Genomic DNA, 23,022 nt, shown 5'->3' on the forward strand with positions numbered 1-23,022 from the left:
CAAAAGCAAACTCCTTGATTTGCTAAAAAACAGGCATACTTTTAAGAGCTTTTAAATCCTTCACAAAACTGGGCAGATATTCTACTTTCATTCTGTTTCCAGTTCTGCAAGTGCTTGCCGTAAATTTAACGGCTTTTCATTTTTAACTTCGCGCATAGCCAACAGAAGTCCTCTATCTTCGATAGCTTCTAGGAAATACTGATAGTCGGTATAATCTAGAATGACTTGACTAATGTTGCCTTCGGCATCTAATATTAACTTTTTGGCAAGTGGATAATCTTCTATCTTCATATACTTTTATGTTGAGATGAGTTGGGAGGGAATGATGGTTCTATTTTAACAGCGATTTTTTTTACAAGGTTTGATGATGGTCGAGTCCCTTCGAGATAGCTTCGCTTCACGCTTTTTTTGAACCGCAGATGCAGGCGGATAAACGGGGATGGACGCAGATGGATGAAAAGGATCTCGCACTTAGGGACTAAACTTCCTCAAAAATTGCGCCTCGCTGCTGTAAATTCACCTGCATCTCCTCATCCATGCCTGAATTGTTCCCAAATCTGGCTGCCTCGACATTCGCACCGCTGAAATTAGTATTTGTTAAGTTCACTTCCAGCAGATTTGCGCCGCTCAAATTGGCACCGCTGAGGTTAGCTAAAGCCAAACTTGCTTTGTGCAAATCTGCGCCGCTTAAATCAGCATTTCCTAAGAAAGCGCCACTCAAATCTGCACCGCCGAATTTGGCATTTTGCAGGTTGGCGTCGCTGAAATCGGCATCGCTTAAGTTTGCACCCCGGAAATTTGCCCGATCGAGATTTGCGCTGCTAAAATCCACTGCACTTAAAGTCGTTCCGCGCAAGCTGCTACCCGCGAAATCCAGTGCTGGATTGAGATTGGCAATTTTTGCCAACTCCACAAAGTTGTCTGTTTCAGCGGAGATAACGCGATCGACCATTTCCTGCAATTCCGATTCAGCTTCCGGGACAATTTCCACTTCGCGCGGTTCAACCGGAGGCAAATTGTAGGAAAATAGCGCCCAACTGAGAGCTGGTTGGAGTTTATTTGCTTGCAAATATACAGTCAGGATTCTTTCTAAAACTGAATGTTGGTTGGGCGTGATATCGTGCGGCCATAAACCCTCCGCATCTGTGAGATAAATATCTTCTTTAGCCACTTCAAAAGCCGCTGCCATCCGAAATTCTTTAGCAGCTACTTCTCCTAGCTTAGCACTTTTTAGCAAACCTTTTAATACTGATTTCCCCTGTTCTACTGCAAAAATCCAAGCTGGCGTTGTATCATTGCTTATTGTGGAAACTTGACAAAATATGCTCTCTGTTTCCTTGCTTTTTTGCGGATTTTCGCCGCCCTGAACTCCCTGCTGATTTTCGCTCACTAAAATTTCTGCACTATTTTTAATCGGCAGGGTTTCTTCTATTGGCAAAAGCTTGAAAGAACCGACTAACTGACGCGATGCTACGGGAATTTCGCAATTTTCTAGATAAAGATTGAGTGTCCCGCCTTGCAGACCAAATTTGACGCGACCACCTAGCAGGGGTTCCCAATGCTCGTTAAAATTCAGGCTCAAGTGAATGTCGAACTGCTGGGTTTGGGCTGCAACCGATGGAACTGGAATTGCTTCTAATTGCATCCACAAGCAATCTGGGTATTTGTTGTGAGACTCTAGCGATCGCATATCGGTAGATGTGCTGGCTTTGCCAGACTGTGATGGAGATTTTGAGGACTGCCTAATTTTTAATTTATCACACTACAGCATTTTTTTATCCATTGAAACTGGAAATTTTGTTTATCTGCCCTTCATGGGTTTTGCTGAATTTGGCTTTTTACCCAATTCCGAAATGCTTTGACTAATTCCAAATAGTCCATTGTTTCTGCTTGTTCCAAAAATCTGACAATCTCTAATATCGGTAAGCTGGGAAATGCTAAACTGATCTCGCCCTCAACGTATTCTCCATTTTCAAATCTGTTGATTCTAAGTCGCGATCCATTATAAATCCAAACTTCCGGCACTCCCAGATCCGCATACACGTGCAAGCTATTTTCCGAACGGCTGGTAATATCAATTTCCAACACTAAATCCGGCGGCGGATCTTGAGTCAGGTCGATTCTTTTTTTGCCTTTAACTGCACTAATATTCTGGATGTAAAAACATTTATCTGGTTCGACACCGCTAAGTTCAGGACGCTTGAAAGTTGTGGAACCAAGAGGTTCAATTCTCACATCTAATTCTTCCGCTAAGGTTTCAACAAATCGACCGAATACTTCTTTGAAACGTTCGTGTTCTGGGGAGGGTACCATAATTTCAAGATTGCCGCGATTATATGTCAGTCGAATTTGCCTATCGCCGATTTCGGCAAGCAAAGTTTCGTAGGTTTGCCAACTGATACCCGATAGCTGGACAATTTGTTCCGGGGGGGCGAGAGTTTGAGCGGTCATCTGATTTTAGATTTTAGATTTTAGATTTTAGATTTCTCCCCGGATAAATCCGGGGCCACAAACCAAATTGTTTTGGATGATAGTGCTAGTTTTATGCTTCGTGCGTAGGCGCAAGCCGGGGCGTAGCCATCGCACTTTTACATTATATCATCGAGAAAAGCTCGATCGCTATCTAATTACTGAGTGAAAATATGTGCGATCGAGTCAGATTTTTTACTCACCAATCTGTGCCGGAAATACCTCCGACAAATCCAGAGATAACTCGGGAAAACCCGGAATTACTACCGTCTGATTTGGCAACACAACTCGTTGCAATTGATAACTAAAACTACCGTTTTGTTTCTGATAAGGTTCGCTGTACATTTCCAGTTGATAATCAACCAAATTAAATATCCAGTAATTAGAAATACCAGTCTCAGCATAGAGAGACAACTTGGTTGTGCGATCGTACTTCAACGTATAATCCGAAACCTCAATTACCAACAAAATATCAGCAGGCTCAGGGTGAGAAGATAAATAACGATTGGCTCGATTGCGGGCAATAACAACATCAGGCTCTGGTTCGCTATCATCAGACAAAATAATTGGCTCTTGTGCGCGCACGCGAGCGCGTCTTGCCAGTAAAATGATTAACTCCTCAACTAAAAGACTGTTACAAACAGAGTGCAGCTTACCTGTAGTAGCCTTGAGGATAAGTGATCCGCGAATCAATTCAACTCGCTCATCGGGGGCGAAAAATCCCAGTTCTCCCAAACGGTGATATTCGGCGATCGAGAACCGTTTTGCAGTTACGGCAGTCATAGCTTTTCTTACCCTCTACAATTACCAACATTTCCAATGCTACTCAAAAATCCCACCCCGTGCGGTCAATTCAACCTTCACGGCTTCCGAAATTCCCAGACAACCAGAAAAGTTCGCATTTTTAACCACCACATTTTTTAAATCAGCGCGGCTCAAATCAGCCCCCTTTAAAATCGCCCCGCTCAAATCTACACCGCTCAAATCAGCATTTTTTAAATTAGCTTCAGTCAAATTTGCATCTACCAAAATAGCATTCGGTAAATAACCACTGCTCAAATTTGCGCCAGTTAAATTAGCACGGCTCAAATTTGCCCGGGGCAGCTTGGTTCGCAAATCAGCACCGCTTAAATTAGCGCTGCTGAGTTCAGCATCCCGCAAATTAGCATTGCACAAATTAGCATCAATTAAAATAGCAGCGCTCAGCAAAGCACCGCTGAGATCCGCCAAGGTCAAATCTGCGCCCTGGAAATTTGTTTCGCGCAAATCTGCACCGTTAAAATCAGCGTAGTGCAAGTCAAAACCGCTTAAATTAGCCCCGGCAAAATCCTCAACCAGATTCAAACCAACTGTTTCTGCAAGGTGTACAAAATTCTTATTTTTATCAGTAAAAAACAGTTCCCGGACGATCGCCAATTGCTGCTGCCGGTACTGGTTAGCCTTCTCGTAATCTGCTAAATACTTGTAACCGAGCTTCAAATTCTTGAGAGCATTGCGCTCACTGCGATCGTCCTTGCTGGCGCGCGCGATCGACAACTGCTGGTGATAACATTCGATCGCACCAGGCAAATCTCCATTAGCATCGCAAGCTAGCGCCAAATTGCCCAAAGTTTCCAGCTCAGAGCGCCCGTCGCCACTTTCCCGCGCGATCGCCAAACGCTGTTGCTGGTAATCAATAGCACTAGAAAAATCCTCCAGAGCACAGCAAGCATTGCCCAGATTTCCCAAAGCATTCGCCTCACCCCGGCGATCGCCAATTTCCCGCGCTAACACCAAATGCTGCTCGTAGCAGTCGATCGCCTGAGCATAATTTCCCAGCGCTTCGTAAGCTACGCCCATATTTCCCAGCGCCGCACCCGATCGCCGCTTATCGTCCATTGAGCGATACAGCCCCAGCGCTTCCTGCCAAGAATCCAGCGCCGCCTCAAATTGGCGTGCCTGATATTGCGAAATCCCTTGCTTGATTAGCTCGCTAGCTTGTTCGCTCATACTGTCACAATTAGTTAATAACTAAAGTTGATATTAATCGACTCAAAGCGGTAATTGTTAATCGGTAATCGCTCGCTCGGTGGCCTCCTCTCCCGCCTCCCCTGACAGATGTAGGTTTTTTACTGCTAGGAGGAGTTAAGAGTTATCGGTAGAAAACTCCTCCTATTGAGTGTGAGCGCAGTAAACACTTTCCCTAGAAGGACGTAACCCATAGCAGAGAAGGTCGGCTGACTGGCGTTTCAGTCCTATTCAGTCCGTCTAATCAGATTAACGATCGCCCCAATTAGTTCATCCGGTTCAACGGGCTTGGCAATATGCCTTTGGAACCCAGCAGCAAGCGCTTGCTGCTGATTAACATCCCCCGCATAGGCAGTTAAGGCGATCGCGGGAATTTGCCCACCTTGCTCTGGTGGTAAAGCTCTCACTTGGCGCAGCAACATATAGCCATCCATATCTGGCATCCCAATATCGCTCAGCAGCACGTCTGGCTTAAATTCCATTAACGCCGCCAAAGCTTCGCCTGCTGAGTTGGCCCAGATGACGCTTGCCTGAGCCTGCTGCAACAGAAAAACCAGAAACTCCCGTGTATCGGTATCATCATCGACCACTAAAACTTGAACGCCTTTCAAATTGAGGGATGCCTCAGAGCATTGCTCCCGATCGTTGACGCCTGGCTCAATTGGCATCAGCGGCAGTCTGACGGTAAATGTGGCTCCTAGATCTTCACCAGGGCTGTCTGCCTGAACCGTTCCGCCATGTAGCTCAACTAGGTAACGAACGATCGCCAATCCTAATCCCAATCCCCCAAACTTCCGCGTCGTGGCACTATCGGCTTGGCGGAAGTAGTCAAAAACGTGTGGCTGAAACTCTTGAGGAATGCCCTTGCCGTTGTCGCTGATGGTGATTTGAGCTTGATTGCCCACTTGCTCTAATCGCACCTCAACCCGACCGCCTGCGGGGGTAAATTTAACAGCATTGGAAAGCAGATTCCACACCACTTGCTGCAAGCGGGTTGGATCGCCTGACACAGCACCCACGTTGGAATCCAGGCTGACCTCTACCGCAATAGATTTGGCCCCGGCCGCCAGCCGCACTGTTTCGAGCGCCGTTGTTATAGTCGATGCCAAATTGATCGAAGTGGGATTCAGGCTGAGCTTCCCTTGCAAAATCCGGGAGACATCGAGCAAGTCTTCAATCAATTCCGATTGCAACTTGGCGTTCCGTTCAATCGTGGCGAGGGCTTGTGCCGTCTTCGCTTCGTCGAACTTGCGAACTTGTAGGAGCTTTGACCACCCCAAAATGGGATTGAGGGGCGATCGCAGCTCGTGGGACAGTACAGCCAGAAACTCGTCTTTGATACGGTTGGCTTGGAGCAACTGCTCTGCTTGCTGCTGTAAAGAAGTTGTCAGGTTGACCCGTTCCAGAGCGATCGCTACCTGATCGCAGGTTACTTGCAGCAGATCAATTTCTTCTGAAGTAAAGCAAGTCCGGGTCAGACTGCCGAACGAGAGCGTCCCCAATAACCGTCCCCGAGCAATCAGCGGTTGAGCGGCATAAGCGGTAATACCCATTGAGCGGATAATTTGAGCATGAGGATTAGTGGCAAGTTGCTCTCGATCGACAACAATTTGCCGCCGATCGCGGGCAACCAGTCCACAGATGTGTTGACCGAAGTCGATCCATTCCATCATTGCTGCCACTTCCTCAGAAATCCCGCTAAAGTTGCTCAGATGCAGCTTTTGCCGATTGTCTTTCTCCTCAACTAAGAAGTTGTAGTAACAATGCAGGTCTAGCTGGGCTGAGAGCTTGCTAAACAAGGTGTTCATCAGCGCTAAGGGTTGTTCGGTGGCAAGCAAATCACTGGTCATTTCATACAGCAGGTGTAGCCGTTGGTTTGCCTGTCGCTGCGCGGTCTTGTCCTGCAAGATATTAACAAATCCTTGCGTGTTGCCCGTTTCATCCTGTAACGGCATCATTAAACCGCTCGCCCAAAAGCGGCTGCCGTCTTTCCGCAAATGCCAGCGTTCGTTCTCTACTTGTCCCTGGGTCAGAGCAATTTCCCTCTCCTTCTCTGCTCGTCCCTGTTCCTTGTCTTCGGGCGTGAACATGATGCTACCGTGGCAGCCGATCGCCTCTGCGTCTGTGTAGCCCAAAAGCCTTTGGGCGCCCGAATTCCAAGTAGCAATCGTGCCATTGAGATCGAGAGTGAATATGGCGTAATCTTTTGCACTCTCAATCATCAGACGGAGGCGGGATTCACTCTGGCGCAATGCGACTTCTGCTTGGAAGCGATCGGTGATGTCAATACAGGAACCGATGTAGCCCAGGAAATCGCCTTCTAATGTAAACCGGGGGACTCCTGTGTCTAGAAACCAACGGTGGACTCCATCAAAGCGTCTGAGGCGATACTCCATCTGAAACTGTTGCCGAGCATCAAACGCAGTGACATAAGTATCTAAGCAATGTTGGCAATCATCGGGATGGACTCCTTCTAACCAACCATTACCCATTTCTTGCTGCATCGTCCGTCCAGTAAAGTCTAGCCACGGCTGATTAAAGTAATTACAGAGTTTATCAGTTCCAGACATCCAGATCAGAACAGGAGCGGTATCTGCCATTTGCCGAAAGCGAACTTCAGTCTCGCGCAGTTCAACTTCTGCTTGTTTGCGATCGGTAATGTCAATGATAAATTCCACGCCCTCTGCTTCATTGAACTGCGTCGCAGCGAACAATGCCCACCAGCGCGAGCCGTCTTTGCGGATGTATTCCTTTTCATAAGGAGTCGTGCGCCCGGTTGCTTCAAACTCCTCGACTGCTATCAGGGAATGGGGCATCCACTCCGGCGGTGTCATTGTGTCCCAGCGCACCAATCCTTGCTCAGTATCCTCACGGCTGTAGCCGCTCATGCGGAGGAAAGCATCGTTGGTTTCGGTGATAGTACCGTCGGTTTGGAAGAAAATGACCCCGACCGTTTCGATCGCGATCGCCCGACGCAGACGCGCTTCGGATTCGCGCAAGGCAAGGCTCGATCGATCGCGATCGAATACGATGGTGCCGACTTGGGTGGCGAAGTCGGACAGTCGGTACTCCAAATCAGTCGGCATCCGCGCCTCGTCGAAGCACAGCATCAGAGAACCAAGGGGCACGTTGTCTGTGCCTTTTATGGGGGCAGAATGACACGCCAGCACGCCGTGAGCCACGCATAAGTCTCGCCATCCTTGCGACCAGCGATCGTCGTTGGCGATGTCGGCACAGGTGACAGGTGTGCCGGAATACACTGCCTCGCCGCACGTACCGATGGCAAGCTCATTAATCGGGGCATCCTTGAGTCCTTGAGCGAATGACGGCTCAAAACCAGGGGTGATGGAGTAGGGAAACGTCAGTCGCTCGGCATCGGCTACCAGGATGCAGGCTCGCGTGCGCGGATTTAGCTTGGACACGGAGGCACACAGGGATGAGAGACATTCGTCCAGCGGGCGTCCTGAGGCGGTCAATTCCAGCAGTCTCTTCTGCTCGACCAGCACGAGTTCCGCCTGCTTGCGATCGGTAATGTCAGTTGCAAAAATGGTCAGCCCATCGGCCGAGGGGTAAACCCGGTACTCAAACCAGCGATTCCAGGGCAGATAAAGATACTCAAACTGGATGGGCGTTTGTTCGCTCATCGCCCGATGGAATTGAAGGTAAACATCGGTGTCAACGGTATTGGGAAACAAGTCCCAATGGTTATAACCGAGCAGTTCTTCTCGCTGCTTAAAAACAATTTCGCACAAGCGATCGTTGACGTAGGTGTAGTGCCAGTTGCGATCGAGAGCAAAGAAACCATCACTGATGCTAGAGAGAATGCTTTCAACCTGCTGGTGAGCTGTTTCTGCTTCTGGCTGCAGCACCTGTTCCTGCTGCATTGCTTCCCGTCGCAGTTGCGCCAGCTCGACATTTGTTTCCACTCGTGCTAACAATTCACGGTCAGAAAACGGCTTAGTCAAGTAGTCGTCGGCTCCAGCTTCAAGGCCCCAGAAATCGAGTAGCGCGTTCACCAGCTTCAGCAACCGTTGCCCGTTGCGCTGCACTACCTCCATCCGTTCTCGATGCGCAGCCGGTAGCGGCACGTTTCGATCGGTGAGAGCCTCCTCAGTTGAACCCAATATCAGGGTGAGGGGAGTCCGAAATTCATCGCTGACGTTACTGAAGAAAACCGTTTTGGCCCGATCGATCTCTGCCAGTGCTTCAAGTCGTTTCCGCTCTTGTTCATAAGTGCGGGCATTGGAGATGGCTGTTGTCACCTGCCCTGCGATCGAGTCAAAAAAGCCTTTGTAATCATCATCAAACACTCTGAATGGACTCACTCCGGCAATCAAGAACCCGAACGTTTCTCCCGATCGGGCCAGTGGTAGAATGACCGCTTGATGGGGAGATTGGGACCATTCGCCGCCCGGTAAAAGTCCAAATCGCGCCTCTAAATCCTCAACAATCTTGCTTTCACCGGTCTCCACGACTTGCGTCAGTTGCCACCCCTGGGACGTTTCAGCGGTTGTCAGATAGATCGCCTCTGGGCTGGCGGTGGTTCCGGCGGCTAACCTTGTTGTGCTTGCAAGTCGTGCTTGAGTGCGATCGGCATCGAGGAGATACAGCAGCGCAAACGGGATGTCACAGGCGTTAGAGGTCAATGCCGTGGCGGAAACAAGGCAGGCGGCTTCTACCGTCTTGGCCGTGATTGTTTCTGTGCCTAATTCACGCAGCGTCCTCAAGCGGCGATCGTTCAACACCCTCTCAGTTTCTTCGCTGACAGCGCCAAACACACCGCCTGGTGTGCCATCATCGCCGGGAACAGGACTGTAGGAGAAGGTGAAGTAGGTCTCCTCTGGATACCCGTTTCGCTCCACAATCAGCAAAGCTTCTTTATTCCATGACGATTTGCCTTCATTTAAGACGGCTTCAGCTTGAGATCCAACGACCTCCCAAACGTCTCCCCAGAGATTAAACGCAGATTCACCTAATGCCGCAGGATGACGCTTACCCAGGATAGGGATGTAAGCGTCGTTGTAGAGGTTAATCATTTGGTGTCCCCACCAGATGAACATGGGGTAGCGGGAACCCAAGACAATCCCCATTGCGGTTTTTAAGCTCTGGGACCATTTCTCGACAGCGCCCAGGGGGGAAAGCGACCAATCGTGCGATCGGATCAGCGCCCCCATCTCGCCACCACCCGCAAAAAGCTCTTGAGGAATTTCCTCCGATCGATTGACCCTCATTTTTTTTTATTCCTGTCTAAAAATATTTGGTTTGCAGTGCCTCAGCTTCAAAAGATCCAGACAAACCCGGAAAAACTAGGCTGTCTAAGTTTCTTAAGCATTCTTCGCTAATGCTTGCGCTTCCCTTCGACTGCGCTCAGGGTTTGCTAGGAAATCCCAGTTAGAGAGTGAATAGTAAGTATGTCTATTTGTTACCACCATAGCCGAATGCTTGATTTTATTATTCACTTGATTCCACAGGTTCCAAACGTGCTGTGTTGAGTTCACCTCAACAAAGGCGGTTAAGGAGCCTGCTATTTTTCCAGACAATCTCATACCTCGACGAGCAATCACCAAACCCGCTGCTTCATCACTTGCCAAGCCCTACGCTTTAAGGTATTTAACCAAACCAATAATACTATTCTAAGCCGGATTTACTGTGAGCATTTAAATCTTAGGATGATCGAGAATAGAGTTTAACAATTTTAAAAACAGATAATAAACCAAAATAGCAAGCATCGGAGGATATTTTGTGCCTCGTTTTTTTAGTTGTTATTTCTTGAGTTGCAAATTAAACTGATCATAAAAAATTAGGTGTTTGTCAGTAGTAGCTAATAGTGATAATCGTTAATATGGCGGGCGAACCTCCTATTTTTGACTACATCCTTGGCAAATTTAGAATTTAAAGATGCAGTAACTAGGAATCTTAAATTATTGCCATCACTTGACATAATTGATAGCCGAATGACTCCTTTTTACAGTACAATACAAATGCTTGATTTGGGCTAACTGACACTTTTAATAGGATCGCATCTTGAAACTGCTATTTTTTGCTGATATTTGTATAATTTACCTTGTTATGGGTATGAAATCGTAATTTTTGCCAAATGGTTGGGCGATAGTTCCAAGAACACGATCGAGGGAACACGCAACTGCAACCTTTTTACTACTAAGCAAACTTTTGACCGCATAAAATTTCCGAGCCTTTTTCAGTTGACTTTCGGCTTTGTTCAGCTAATATGTACAAGATTTGGGTTTGCCTTCTAAGGTTTTGATGTGTAAAATCCGACCTGACGCGCCACTGTCAACAGCGTCCTTAGCTGCTGATATAACCCTATTGGCGTTTCTAGCGCTAATCCTGTAATTGTCTTGCAGATGTGTCCGCCATTTATATTTATTAAACTCATCACCTGACAGCAGAAAGTTGCTCGTTTCACATACTGACTTGTCGAATATTGGGGTGTAACTTGCCAAAAATATTTCTAGCTGAGTTTTGCCAAGTGCCTTTAACTCATCTATTGGTGTCGGAAGTGCTTTAGCGAAATAGGTTGGGAATTATTGGAGATGTCTAATAGAGGTTGAGGTGGAAACGTTTCTATCCACTCTAACCTTGATGTTCGCCCTGGGAGGCGACTTCATCCGTTGTAAAAAAACTTACACCTGTTAGGGACGTGTCCCTCTTGCGGTCCCGCATCCTTATTTTTACACCCGTGCCCGAGAAAAAAAAAGACAAAAAAAGAGAGAGCTACCTAAGTAACTCTCTCTGCCATCAGGGTGCATCTACATAACACAATATAACACAAGCGGGATGAGGGGTGAAACCCCTAAATGTAAAAATCAGGTAAAGAAATGTAGATTAAATTATAAAGTTATCATACAGCGCCAAAGGCGAGAGGGCGGCGGGATCGAGGAAAACCGATCGCGCGCCGCTGTATCCGCTACAAGACCCCCTTAAGGATCGCTTAGCCTGGGCCGTTAAGCTTCGCCACGAGCAGCTCATTGGTCAATTTGGGATCGGCGCGGCCGCCCGTTTCCTTCATCACCTTGCCGACAAAAAAGCCCAGCAGCTTAGTTTTGCCGGCTCGGTACTGTTCGAGCTCCTTGGGATTGGCCGCCAACACTGCATCGATCGCCCGATCGATCGCCCCTGTATCCGAAATTTGAATCAAACCCTTGCTCTCTACGAACTTCTGAGGAGAACCGCCGTTGGCCAGCAACTCCGGCAAAATATCTTTAGCGATTTTGCCGCTGATCGTGCCGGCATCAATTAGCGCCAGCAGTTCGGCTAAATCCTGCGGTTGGAAAGGAATTTCTGCGATCGCCAGTTTTTCATTTTTCAGATAAGCAGTAATATCGCCCATCACCCAATTAGCAGCTTGTTTAGCCACAGCACCGGCGGCGATCGATTTTTCAAAATACTCCGCCACGGCTTTGTCGTCAGTCAGCACCCGCGCGTCGTAGGGAGAAAGAGCGAGCTCAGTTTCGTAGCGATGGCGCTTTTGGGCCGGCAATTCCGGCAGTTGAGCTTTCCAATCCTGCAATTGCTGGGTCGAAACTTCGATCGGAGGCAAATCCGGTTCCGGGAAATACCGGTAATCGCTGGCACCTTCCTTAATCCGCATACTGAAAGTACACTGCTTGTTTTCATCCCAAAGCCGCGTTTCTTGGACGATGGTTTCGCCATTTTCCACAGCTTGAATTTGCCGCTCGATCTCGTAATCGATCGCCCGTTCGATCGCATTAAAAGAGTTCATATTTTTAATTTCCACCTTCGTGCCGAACTCTTTTCTGCCAACGGGGCGCACCGAAATATTCACGTCGCAGCGGAGCGAACCTTCTTGCATATTCCCGTCGCCAACACCGATGTAGCGCACGATCCGGCGCAATTCTTGACCGTATTCGGCAGCTTCCGCGCCCGAGCGCAAATCCGGTTCCGAAACAATTTCGATTAGAGGCACACCGGCGCGGTTGTAATCCACCATTGAATAAGTTGAACCGCTCAGCCGATCGCTGCCGCCGTGAACCAATTTTCCGGCATCTTCCTCCATGTGCAAGCGAGTGATCCCGATTTTTTTTCTAGTAGAATTTCCCGTCTCGTCCACCAGTTCAATTTCTAGCCAACCGTTAGTAGCGATCGGCAAATCGAACTGAGAAATTTGATAATTTTTCGGCAAATCGGGATAGAAATATTGCTTGCGGTCAAACTTACTGTAAGGTGCGATTTCGCAGTTGAGAGCCAGCCCTGCTTTCACCGCATACTCCAGCACTTTTTGATTTAATACTGGCAACACTCCAGGCATTCCCATACAAATTGGGTCAATGTTAGTATTTGGGGCATTGCCAAATTCTGTAGAAGAACTGGAGAAAATTTTAGTATTCGTACTCAATTGACAATGAGTTTCGAGACCGATAATGGCTTCGTACTGAGTTTGGTTTTTTATCGAAGAGGGTGCAGCAGCAGTCATAAGCGACTTAAAAGACTGAATAACTTTAGATTTTATTTTAGCTTTTTATTTACCAAACCGATTGGAGATTATTTGTAGTTAGGGGCGGTTTCATTAGTCTCAACAAGCACGTCAAACCCGCAGTGCGGCAGGGGGGTGAAACCCCCTACCGCACTGTGGGAAAGCAGGTTAAGTTGAGACCAATGGGAATCGGCACACATAACGCCCTCCTACAAATTCGCGATCGACCCACGCCCCGAGCCACGCCGATATCCGTTCGATCGTCTCCAAACAACAACCCTGTGCAAAAATATATTTAGCGCCAGCTCCCGCCCACACCCTTGCCTAGGAAAGTTTTAGATCGATCGACCACAATTGCCGATCTGCACGCCAGACCCTTTTAGTGGCAGTCTTTAATAGCACCGCCCGCCGACAACGATCGGCTTTGGGCACAAATTAAAAATTAAAAATGTATAATTTGACATAACAATTATATATTTTTAATTTTTAAACTTTTATTTTGAATTGTAAAAGTAACACTTGCCTAAGTGTCAAAAATATGCCTGAAATTCCAGTTGAAAGTGCCACACTGTTTCAGAACAGCATCACTGAGCTAGAGCAGGCGGAATCAGCTCTCGAACTAGCTTGGAACGAACTCGAAAAACAAACAGCAGAAACCATTGCTCGCATTGCCAACGCCGGCTCAGCAAACACACAGGAAATTACGGCCCGCTTTGCCGAGGCTAAGCAACTCCGCCAGCAACTTCAAAGTAAGATAAAACAAACCAACTCGCGGCTGGAATTGCACCTCCAAAACTCGCCAATGGCAGTTATAGAGTGGGACAGGGAATTTCGGATAGTGCGGTGGTCGCCAATGGCAGAACAAATATTTGGCTGGAGTGCAGCAGAAGTAATCGGCAAAGATTGGCACGAATGGTCAATAGTTCATCAAGAAGACTTCGAGCAAGTGTGCGCCGTCACAAATCAACTTTTACAGGGCAGGGAACCCCGCAACATTAGCCACAACCGCAACCATACCAAAGATGGCTCGGTAATTTACTGCGAATGGTACAATTCTGCACTAATCGATGAATCGGGAACAGTAGTTTCAATTCTCTCTTTTGCCAGAGACTTAACCGAATACCACCGCACTCAAGAAGAACTGCACCAGCGCGAACAAGCTTTCAGCGCCCTAGCCGAAAATGCGCCTGATATCATCGCCAGGTTCGATCGAGAATTCCGCCACCTTTACATCAACCACGCAGTAGAATCAGCAACCGGAAAAACCCCCGCAGAATTGATTGGCAAAAGCAACAGACAATCAGGAATGCCACCCCACTTGTGCGACCTGTGGGACGAGACTTTGCTGAAAGTTTTTGGCACCGGCCAACAAGAAACCATAGAATTTGAGATTCCCACTACCGAGGGCATAAAACATTACCACTGTCGAGTCATTCCCGAGTTTGCTGAAGACAATTCAGTAAAAACTGTTTTATCCATCGCCCGCGACATCACAGAGCTAAAACAAGTCGAATCCCAGTTGCGGCAAAGCGAATCCAAATTTAGAGTTCTAGTTGATTCTAACATGATTGGCCTCATTTTTTGGAACCTTAACGGCAGCATTACAGATGCGAATGCCGCGTTTTTAAACTCGGTAAACTATACGCGGGACGATCTACTTTCAGGAAGAATTAACTGGCAAGAAATGACACCACCAGAATACGTGCGTTTAGATACAGAAAAAGTTGCCGAACTGAAGGCTAGAAATACGGTTGTTCCCTTTGAAAAAGAATTTATACGCTCCGATGGTAGTCGCGTTCCGGTGATGCTGGGCAGCTCATTTTTAGAAGGAACGAAGCAGTTAGGTGTCAGTTTCGTGCTGGACTTAAGCGAGCGCAAACAAGCAAAATCGGAACTGCAACAACATCAACAACTTTTAGAGAGCATTTTGACAACTATCCCGAACTTTCTCTACATTTACGATGCAGTAGAAAACAAAACTATTTATGCAAATGAATCTGTCACACCCATACTCGGCTACACTGCCAAAGAATGGCAAGATTTCGGTACAGATGCTATCGCTAACTTAGTTCATTCCAAGGATCTGTTAAAGTTAATTACAGGTATGGAGCGGCTCAAACACAGCAGCAATCCCTATGAAACCGATGACATAGACTACAGAATAAAACATAAAAATGGGGAATGGCGCTGGGTACACGCTCGGTCTACAATCTTCAAAAGAACCCCAGACGGAAAAATGAGGCAAATTATCGGTTCCGTACTCGACATCAGCGATCGCAAACAAGCCGAAGAATCATTAAAACAGCAAAAAGAACTGCTGCAAACTATCTTCGACAACGTGCCGATCATGCTGGGATTATTAGACAAAAACGGTAAAATAAACTGGGTAAACCGCCACTGGGAACAAGTGCTCGGCTGGAGTTTGGCAGAAATCAAAGGCCGCGATATCTTGGCCGAATTTTATCCGCAGCCAGAATACCGTGAATACGTTTTCGATAAAATCCAAGCAGCCAATGAGAACTGGAGCGACTTCAAAACAAAAGTTAGAGACGGGCGAATTATCGACACTTCTTGGGCAAATGTTCGCCTTTCCGACGGCAGGTGTATCGGCATTGGTCAAGATATCACCGAACGCAAACGAGTAGAAGCTGAACTCAAAGAACTCAACGAAACTTTAGAAGCTCAGGTCGCGCAGCGTACCGCAGAATTAGAGACTTTTTTTGATACTTTACCGGACTGCATTTATGTTGTAGAACGGGACAATATGCGCTTGTCTTTTGTCAACCATCCCCTTGTCGAATTTTCAGGACTCGACAGCAGGCAGCAGATGCAGGGCAAAACTATTTTTGAGTGCTATCCCAGCGAGATCGCAGAACGATTTTGCCGGGAAAATTTGCAGGTATTTGAATCCGGCAAAACTCTGCACTACCAGGAAAAATTTGTGGTGATACCGGGTGGCAATGCTTACTTCGACACGTTTAAAATTCCGATGAGAAATCTCAACGGCGAGGTTTATGCTTTAATTGGCACTGCTCGCGATGTCACTGAGTTGGTAGAGACAAAACAAGCTTTGTCAGAACGCACAGAGCAATTAGAAGCTGCCAATCAAGAATTAGAATCTTTTTCTTACTCAGTTTCCCACGACTTGCGCGCACCTTTGCGACACATTTCAGGTTTTGTGGATGCCTTAAAGCAGCGGCTAGAAGCAACTGAGGTGTTGAGCGATCGCAAAATAGTTCACTATCTGGAAGTAATTGAAGATAGCAGCCAAAAAATGAGCCTGTTGATTGACGGTTTGCTCGCCTTGTCGCGGGTGGCTCGCACCGAGTTGATGTACATTCCGATCGATCTGACCCGTTTGGTGCAAACTGCGATTAAATTGACTAAACCCCCAACAGTCGCAGATCCGGCCCAAACTCCCCACAGCGTTGAATTTGCCGTCGGAAACTTGCCGACGGTAACGGGAGATCCAACCTTGCTGCAACAGGTGTTCAGCAACTTGATCAGCAACGCCGTCAAGTTCAGCCGCGGACGCACTCCGGCTACAATAGTTATTGAGGCTCTACCCGATGGAACGATTTTTGTCAAGGATAACGGCGTGGGTTTTCCGATGGAATATGCCGATCGGCTGTTTGGAGCTTTTCAGAGGCTGCACTCCCAGAGAGAATTTGAAGGTACGGGCATCGGTTTGGCGATCGTCCAGCGGATTATTAATCGTCACGGCGGCACGATTTGGGCAGAAAGCCTACCTAGTCAAGGAGCCACGTTTTACTTTAGACTAGGGCAAACAATCTCAAACGCCAATATAGATTCGTAAGTTAACTTTATAATAGTTTTAAATGCAAAATTTAAAACTATTATACACTTAAAGAAGTCACAATCTGTCAGAGCATCCGAATTTTGGTTTCACAGGACTGTTCGCTGTGAGAACTCGCAGCGAAAACTCTAGACTGTGCAAGATGCTCGCACTCCTAAAAAACGCTTTTTATAGAATTGGGATGGGAGCATCTCATATTTGTGAAAACAGTTCTTCTGGCTCCTTCCTTCTGTCTCTTTCCTTCTGCCTCCTGCCTCAAAACTCCAATTTCTAGCTTGGGTACAAAGGTCAGATGCTCCCCAATCGGTTCGCTCAGCCCTCGGCTCCGAGTGCTAAATAAAGGTCTGGAGAGTAGAGCATATAATTAATTTTACTAAAAACAACTAAAAAATTTGAGTTAAACTTAACAAAACTAAATTTTAAAAATGACATTCAGCAACAACACAAACAACAAATTAAAAACTTCCGAATACCTTATGTTAGATATAATTCCGACCAACTATCTACTAAAAATGGTAACGGAATCAACATTAAAATTGTTGATTGTCGAAGACATGGCAGAAGATATGGAGTTAATAATGCTCGCCTTAGAAGCGGGGGGAGTAAAATTTAATTGCGACACGGCAGAAACAGCAACAGAGTGCAGAAAATTACTCCAAAATTGCAAGTACGATGCTGTACTATCAGATTACCGCCTCCCCGGCTTCAACGGTTTAGAAGTGTTGAAATTAATGAAGGAATTAGGGCAACACATACCATTTATTTTAGTAACCGGAAGTTTGGGAGAAGAAGCGGCAGTTGAGTGCATCAAAGCCGGAATGACCGATTACGTATTAAAGGGGCGGCTGTTTAGGTTGCCAACAGTCTTAGAACGATCGCTCCAAGAATACAAAATGCGCCGCCAGCAGCAAGAAGCGATCGCCCAAATTCAGCGGCAAGCTCAGCGAGAAGCGATCGTCAACCGCATCCTCCAAGCCATGCGCTTCACCCTTGTACTCGACGAAGTGCTCCAAACCACTGCAGATCAACTGCACGAAGCTCTCGAAATCAGCGCCTGCGCGATCTTGCAGCCAGATGGCGCAGGCGGCATCAGAGTTCGCTACATCAGTAAAGCAGCCGACAGAGAACGGTTCGTCGGGCTAAATTGCGAATTGGCCGAGCACTACCACTCCGGGCTCGCGGCCGGAGAAACCCTGGCCCTCGACGAGTTATCGACCCTGTGCCCGTCCCTGCAAGCATCAGCAGATTTTGTAGGGTTTCGCGCCGTCGCGATCGCCCCGCTGCTCTACCAGCAGTCATTTTTGGGAGGAATTGCCCTCTATCAGTGCGATCGGGCGCGCTCTTGGAGCGCCGAAGAACTGTCGCTACTCAAAGCCATAGCCGATCAGTGCGCGATCGCGATCCACCAAGCCGAACTCTACCAACAAGCCCAAACCGAACTCGCAGAACGCAAGCGCGCCGAAGCAGCAGTCTGCGGCATCCAGCAGCAGCTAGCTACAATGGCAGCCAATATTCCCGGCTCAGTTTACCGCACCGTGCTTCATTCAGACGGCACAATTTCTATGCCCTACATCAGTTCGGGCGTGCGCGAAGTTACTGGGATCGCTGCCGAAGAAGTAATGAAGCGCCCGGAACTATTGACGGAAATCATCCATCCAGATGACAAAAGCTCGTGTGACAGCAGCGTAGCAGCATCGAGAGCGAGTCTTTGGCCCTGCGATCGCCAGTACCGCATCGTTCTGAGATCTGGGGAGGTCAAGTGGGTGCAAGACAGCGCCAGATTTTCCAAGAACGAAAACGGCGACATAATTGTAGACGGAGTAGCTCTCGACATCAGCGATCGCAAAGAAGCCGAATCAGCGCTGCGGCAAAGCGAACAGCGATTTCGATCGCTGATTGAAAACGCTACAGACATCACGATCATTCTCGACGGCGATGGAATCTTCCGCTACATCAGCCCTTCTGTCAAGCGAATTTTAGGATACGCGCCCCACAAGGCGATCGGGCGCAGCGCCTTAGACATAGTTCACCCCGACGACTGCGCCGCGATCGCCGAAACCCTCCACAAAGCCATTAGAAACCCCAAAAGAAGCCAGTGCCCAGTTGAGTACCGAGTCCGCCACCGCAACGGTTCTTGGTGTTATGTAGAAGCTGTAGCCACCAACTTGCTGTACGATCCCGCAGTCAAGGGAATCGTGATTAACTGTCACGACATCACTCAGCGCAAACTCGCCGAGGAACAACTGCTGCACGACGCTTTTCACGACGCGCTCACCGGATTGCCCAACCGATCGCTATTTACCGATCGGCTGGAACACGCTCTGAGGTTGGCCAAACGGCGCAAAGACTACTTGTTTGCCGTGCTGTTTCTCGATTTAGATAGATTTAAAGTAGTCAACGATTCCCTCGGCCACGCCATCGGCGATCAACTGCTAGTCGCGATCGCGCGGCGTCTGGAAGCTTGTCTCAGGGGCGGAGATACAGTGGCCCGCCTCGGAGGAGACGAGTTCGTGCTGTTGCTCGAAGACATCGACGGTCTAAATGAAGCTACCACCATTGTCAACCGCCTGCAAAAGAAAATCACCTCGCCCATCGTTCTAGACGGACACGAAGTATTTATCACCGCCAGCATCGGCATAGCTTTGAGTTCTAGCGAATACCTGGAACCGACAACCCTGCTGCGCGACGCCGACACAGCAATGTACCGCGCCAAAGAACTCGGCCGAGCCCGACACGAAGTTTTCAACAGTTCCATGCACGCCCACGCTTTGCGGCTGTTGCAGCTAGAAAACGACCTGCGACGGGCGATCGAATCAATTAGAGACCCGGTAAGAGAAGAAGACTTTCCCTCATCCCCCGAATCAGCCTTACCTCCCTTATCCGCAGCGCCCCAGTTTATCATTCACTACCAGCCAATCGTGTCGATCGCCAACAGCACAATTACCAGTTTTGAGGCCCTCGTGCGCTGGCAGCATCCAGAACGCGGCTTAGTTTCCCCCGGCGAATTCATCACAATCGCCGAGGAAACCGGCTTGATCGTACCCCTTGGCCGCTGGGTACTGCGCACAGCTTGCCAGCAAATCCGCCAGTGGCAGCAGCTATTTCCGAGCAACCCGCCTTTGAGTGTCAGCGTCAACCTTTCAGTCAAACAGTTTTCTCAGCCAGATTTAATCGAATACATCGACCAAGTTCTCGCAGAAAGTCACCTCGACGGCAGCAGTTTAAAACTAGAAATTACCGAAAGCGTACTCATAGAAAATTCCGAATCAGTAACAGCAATGCTGGTGCAGCTCAGATCCCGAAATATACACTTGTGCATTGACGACTTCGGCACAGGTTATTCATCCCTCTCCTACCTGCACCGCTTCCCCACCAATACCTTAAAAATAGACCGCTCTTTTGTTAGCAGAATGGGAGGTGATTTCGACCTCGGCAAAGGAGCCATTGACCCCACAGAAATTGTGCGATCGATCGTTACTTTGTCGCACAATTTAGGCATGGATGTAGTAGCCGAAGGAGTCGAAGAAGCCTCGCAACTATCTATACTCAAAGGATTAAAATGCGAGTACGCCCAGGGATACTTTTTCTCAAAGCCAGTAGACTCTCAAACAGCAGCAGCCCTAATCCGACAGCAAGCAGAAAATCATAATTTGCTGACATTTAGTTTGTTAGAGAAAGGCAATTAAAAAAACACGGCACTTTGTGCGTCCCATTTCAGCATAAAATCTTAAAATATTTTAAAGCTGTCCCTAACTGGCGTCAGTTAATAACTACGGCATCCAAATCACTATGACTATTGGCTACCTCGCCCTCGTTCTCCACGCCCACTTGCCTTTTGTCCGCCACCCCGAAAGCGACTACGTTTTAGAAGAAGAATGGCTGTTTGAGGCGATCGCGGAAACTTACATTCCCCTGCTGCAAGTCTTTGAAGGGCTCAAGCGCGACGGCATCGACTTTAAAATTACCATGAGCATGACGCCGCCCTTGGTGGCCATGCTGCGCGACCCCTTGCTGCAAGACCGCTTCGACGACCACTTGGCTAAACTCGAAGAATTAGCAGATCTAGAAATCGAACACAACAGCGGAAACGGTCACCTCCGCTATTTAGCAGAACATTATGCCGCCCACTTCTCTCAAGTTCGCAACTTTTGGGAAAGATACGATCGAGATTTAGTAAAAGCCTTCAAACAATTTCAAGACACCAACAACCTCGAAATCATCACCTGCGGCGCCACCCACGGCTATTTACCGCTGATGAAAATGTACCCCGAGGCAGTTTGGGCGCAAATTCAAGTAGCCTGCGACAACTACGAAGAAAACTTCGGTCGCCGACCAAAAGGCATTTGGCTGCCCGAATGCGCCTACTACGAGGGCTTAGAGCGGATGTTAGCCGACGCAGGCCTCCGCTACTTTCTCACAGACGGCCACGGCATCCTCTACGCACGCCCGCGTCCCCGCTACGGCAGCTACGCCCCAATTTTCACCGAATGCGGAGTAGCAGCGTTCGGCCGGGATCACGAATCATCGCAGCAGGTTTGGTCTTCCGAAGTCGGCTATCCAGGCGCCGCCGAATACCGGGAATTCTACAAAGATTTGGGCTGGGAAGCTGACTACGATTACATTAAGCCCTACATCATGCCCAACGGTCAGCGGAAAAATACCGGCATTAAATATCACAAAATCACCGGTCGCGGATTGGGTTTAGGCGATAAACAGTTGTACGATCCGTATTGGGCACGGGAAAAAGCAGCCGAACACGCCAGCAACTTTGCCTTCAACCGGGAACGGCAAGTCGAGCACCTGAACGGCATTATGCAGCGTCCGCCGATTATTGTTTCACCTTACGACGCCGAACTTTTCGGTCACTGGTGGTACGAAGGGCCTTGGTTCTTAGATTACCTGTTCCGCAAGAGTTGGTACGACCAAAATACCTACGAGATGACGCACTTAGCCGATTATTTGCGGGGAAATCCGACTCAGCAAGTGTGCCGCCCGTCTCAGTCTAGCTGGGGTTTCCGGGGTTTCCACGAGTATTGGCTCAACGATACCAATGCTTGGATTTACCCGCACTTGCACAAAGCTGCGGAACGGATGATTGAGTTGGGAAGCATGGAACCTGCGGATGAATTGCAGTGGCGGGCTTTGAATCAGGCGGCGCGGGAAGTGCTGCTAGCTCAATCTTCTGACTGGGCATTTATCATGCGTACAGGGACGATGGTGCCCTATGCAATGCGGCGGACTCGATCGCACTTAATGCGCTTTCACAAGCTGTACGATGAAGTGAAAGAAGGCAAAGTCGATTCCGGTTGGTTGGAGAAGGTAGAAGAGATAGATAACATCTTCCCCGAGATTAATTATCGCGTTTATCGATCGCTTTAAGCCTCGTTACCCCTTGAATCTCTCACCCCCCCAGCCCTGCTTCAGGGGGGGGAAAGGATGCTAATTAAAATTATAGGTGATGGGGCGATCCACATGAGTGAAACGAGAAGGGCGATCGCATTTTGGCATGGAAAGGTCGATCGCACTTTATGTATTTTTCTCAACGCGGAGGCGAGCGCTCTTTTTGGTATAATAGAATTGTTCAATAACACGAATTATCTAAATACAACCGCTCGGGAAATATGAATAAACAAATCCAAACAATTGTCACCAAAACTCAGCAAGGTCTCAAAAAACTTTACGGCGAACAATTAGACAAAATTGTTCTTTTTGGCTCCCAAGCTAGAGGTGATGCTAGACCAGACTCCGATATAGATATCTTAATAGTTCTAAAAAAATCCTTTAACTACTCTCAAGAAAGCGATCGAATTAGTATTTTAATTGCCGACTTATGTTTAGAATATAATGTGCTGATTAGCTGTGCATTTGCCACTGATGAGCAATTTTATCAGCACAATAATGGTTTCTTCCGCAACATTCGTCAAGAAGGGTTAGCGATATGACTCCTGAACAACAAAGACTACTGGATAAAGCGAGTAGAAGTTTGCAAGCAGCGAGAGAATTGAACAACACAGGTTTTCCTGAATTTGCCACTTCCCGTGCTTATTATTCAATGTTTTATATCGCCACAGCATTTTTAGAAGCTGAAGGACTATCCTATTCGCGACACTCAGCCGTTATCGCTGCTTTTGGGGAACGCTTCGCTCGCACTAATCGAGTTCCGGTAGAACTGCACCGCTACCTAATAGACATCTCCAATAATTCCAATCCCTTCCCCCGCTTGGTTTCGGGAGTTGAGCCCTTAAAGGGGCTCAACTCCCGAAACCAACGATTC

13 protein-coding genes and 2 pseudogenes are annotated in these 23,022 nt (G+C 48.0%); 6 read left to right on the top strand and 9 right to left on the bottom strand.

Annotated elements, in window-relative coordinates:
• Positions 1 to 87: 87 nt before the first annotated feature.
• The 9 genes and pseudogenes from E5S67_RS09790 to gatB form a co-directional block, all read right to left on the bottom strand.
• Positions 88 to 291: a hypothetical protein gene (locus E5S67_RS09790; protein ID WP_172186847.1), complete on the bottom strand. Its 204-nt coding sequence runs from the start codon at positions 289 to 291 to the stop codon at positions 88 to 90.
• Between the two features lie 187 nt (positions 292 to 478).
• The gene (locus E5S67_RS09795; protein ID WP_172186848.1) at positions 479 to 1,690 is read right to left on the bottom strand and encodes a pentapeptide repeat-containing protein; all 1,212 of its coding nucleotides are present in this window, start codon (positions 1,688 to 1,690) and stop codon (positions 479 to 481) included.
• Positions 1,691 to 1,812: 122 nt separating this feature from the next.
• The gene (locus E5S67_RS09800) at positions 1,813 to 2,451 is read right to left on the bottom strand and encodes a Uma2 family endonuclease (protein ID WP_172186849.1); all 639 of its coding nucleotides are present in this window, start codon (positions 2,449 to 2,451) and stop codon (positions 1,813 to 1,815) included.
• Between the two features lie 213 nt (positions 2,452 to 2,664).
• A complete protein-coding gene (locus E5S67_RS09805; protein ID WP_172186850.1) occupies positions 2,665 to 3,252 on the bottom strand; it encodes a Uma2 family endonuclease in 588 nt (195 codons plus the stop codon).
• A gap of 39 nt (positions 3,253 to 3,291) precedes the next feature.
• Positions 3,292 to 4,458 carry a pentapeptide repeat-containing protein gene (locus E5S67_RS09810; RefSeq protein ID WP_172186851.1) on the bottom strand — a complete coding sequence of 389 codons (1,167 nt, stop codon included), beginning with the start codon at positions 4,456 to 4,458 and terminating at the stop codon, positions 3,292 to 3,294.
• Positions 4,459 to 4,703: 245 nt separating this feature from the next.
• Entirely contained in the window at positions 4,704 to 8,360 is a 3,657-nt protein-coding gene (locus tag E5S67_RS09815; protein WP_422614736.1) for a PAS domain S-box protein, read from the bottom strand.
• Positions 8,361 to 8,366: 6 nt separating this feature from the next.
• A pseudogene (locus E5S67_RS34685) lies at positions 8,367 to 8,468 on the bottom strand (DNA-binding response regulator); the annotation flags it as partial.
• 15 nt (positions 8,469 to 8,483) lie between these two features.
• A pseudogene (locus E5S67_RS34690) lies at positions 8,484 to 9,707 on the bottom strand (GAF domain-containing protein); the annotation flags it as partial.
• A 1,721-nt stretch (positions 9,708 to 11,428) separates the two neighbouring features.
• Positions 11,429 to 12,931: an Asp-tRNA(Asn)/Glu-tRNA(Gln) amidotransferase subunit GatB gene (gene gatB / locus E5S67_RS09820; protein WP_172186852.1), complete on the bottom strand. Its 1,503-nt coding sequence runs from the start codon at positions 12,929 to 12,931 to the stop codon at positions 11,429 to 11,431.
• Between the two features lie 538 nt (positions 12,932 to 13,469).
• Between gatB and E5S67_RS09825 the strand changes: the two genes are divergently transcribed.
• The 6 genes from E5S67_RS09825 to E5S67_RS09850 form a co-directional block, all read left to right on the top strand.
• Positions 13,470 to 16,748 (top strand): PAS domain S-box protein, encoded by a 3,279-nt coding sequence (locus E5S67_RS09825; protein WP_172186853.1) that lies wholly within the window; start codon positions 13,470 to 13,472, stop codon positions 16,746 to 16,748.
• 512 nt (positions 16,749 to 17,260) lie between these two features.
• The gene (locus E5S67_RS09830) at positions 17,261 to 20,434 is read left to right on the top strand and encodes an EAL domain-containing protein (protein ID WP_246276708.1); all 3,174 of its coding nucleotides are present in this window, start codon (positions 17,261 to 17,263) and stop codon (positions 20,432 to 20,434) included.
• Positions 20,435 to 20,537: 103 nt separating this feature from the next.
• Entirely contained in the window at positions 20,538 to 22,127 is a 1,590-nt protein-coding gene (locus E5S67_RS09835) for a glycoside hydrolase family 57 protein (protein WP_172186855.1), read from the top strand.
• A 57-nt stretch (positions 22,128 to 22,184) separates the two neighbouring features.
• Positions 22,185 to 22,373, top strand: coding sequence for a hypothetical protein (locus E5S67_RS09840; RefSeq protein ID WP_172186856.1), 189 nt, complete (start codon positions 22,185 to 22,187; stop codon positions 22,371 to 22,373).
• A complete protein-coding gene (locus E5S67_RS09845) occupies positions 22,370 to 22,690 on the top strand; it encodes a nucleotidyltransferase domain-containing protein (protein ID WP_172186857.1) in 321 nt (106 codons plus the stop codon). The genes E5S67_RS09840 and E5S67_RS09845 overlap by 4 nt, the downstream gene beginning before the upstream one ends.
• On the top strand, positions 22,687 to 23,022 hold a 336-nt coding region (locus tag E5S67_RS09850; RefSeq protein WP_172186858.1), incomplete at its 3' end, for a HEPN domain-containing protein. The genes E5S67_RS09845 and E5S67_RS09850, both read left to right, overlap by 4 nt.

Source organism: Microcoleus asticus IPMA8, from assembly GCF_013179805.1.
GTDB classification, from domain to species: Bacteria; Cyanobacteriota; Cyanobacteriia; order Cyanobacteriales; family Microcoleaceae; genus Microcoleus; species Microcoleus asticus.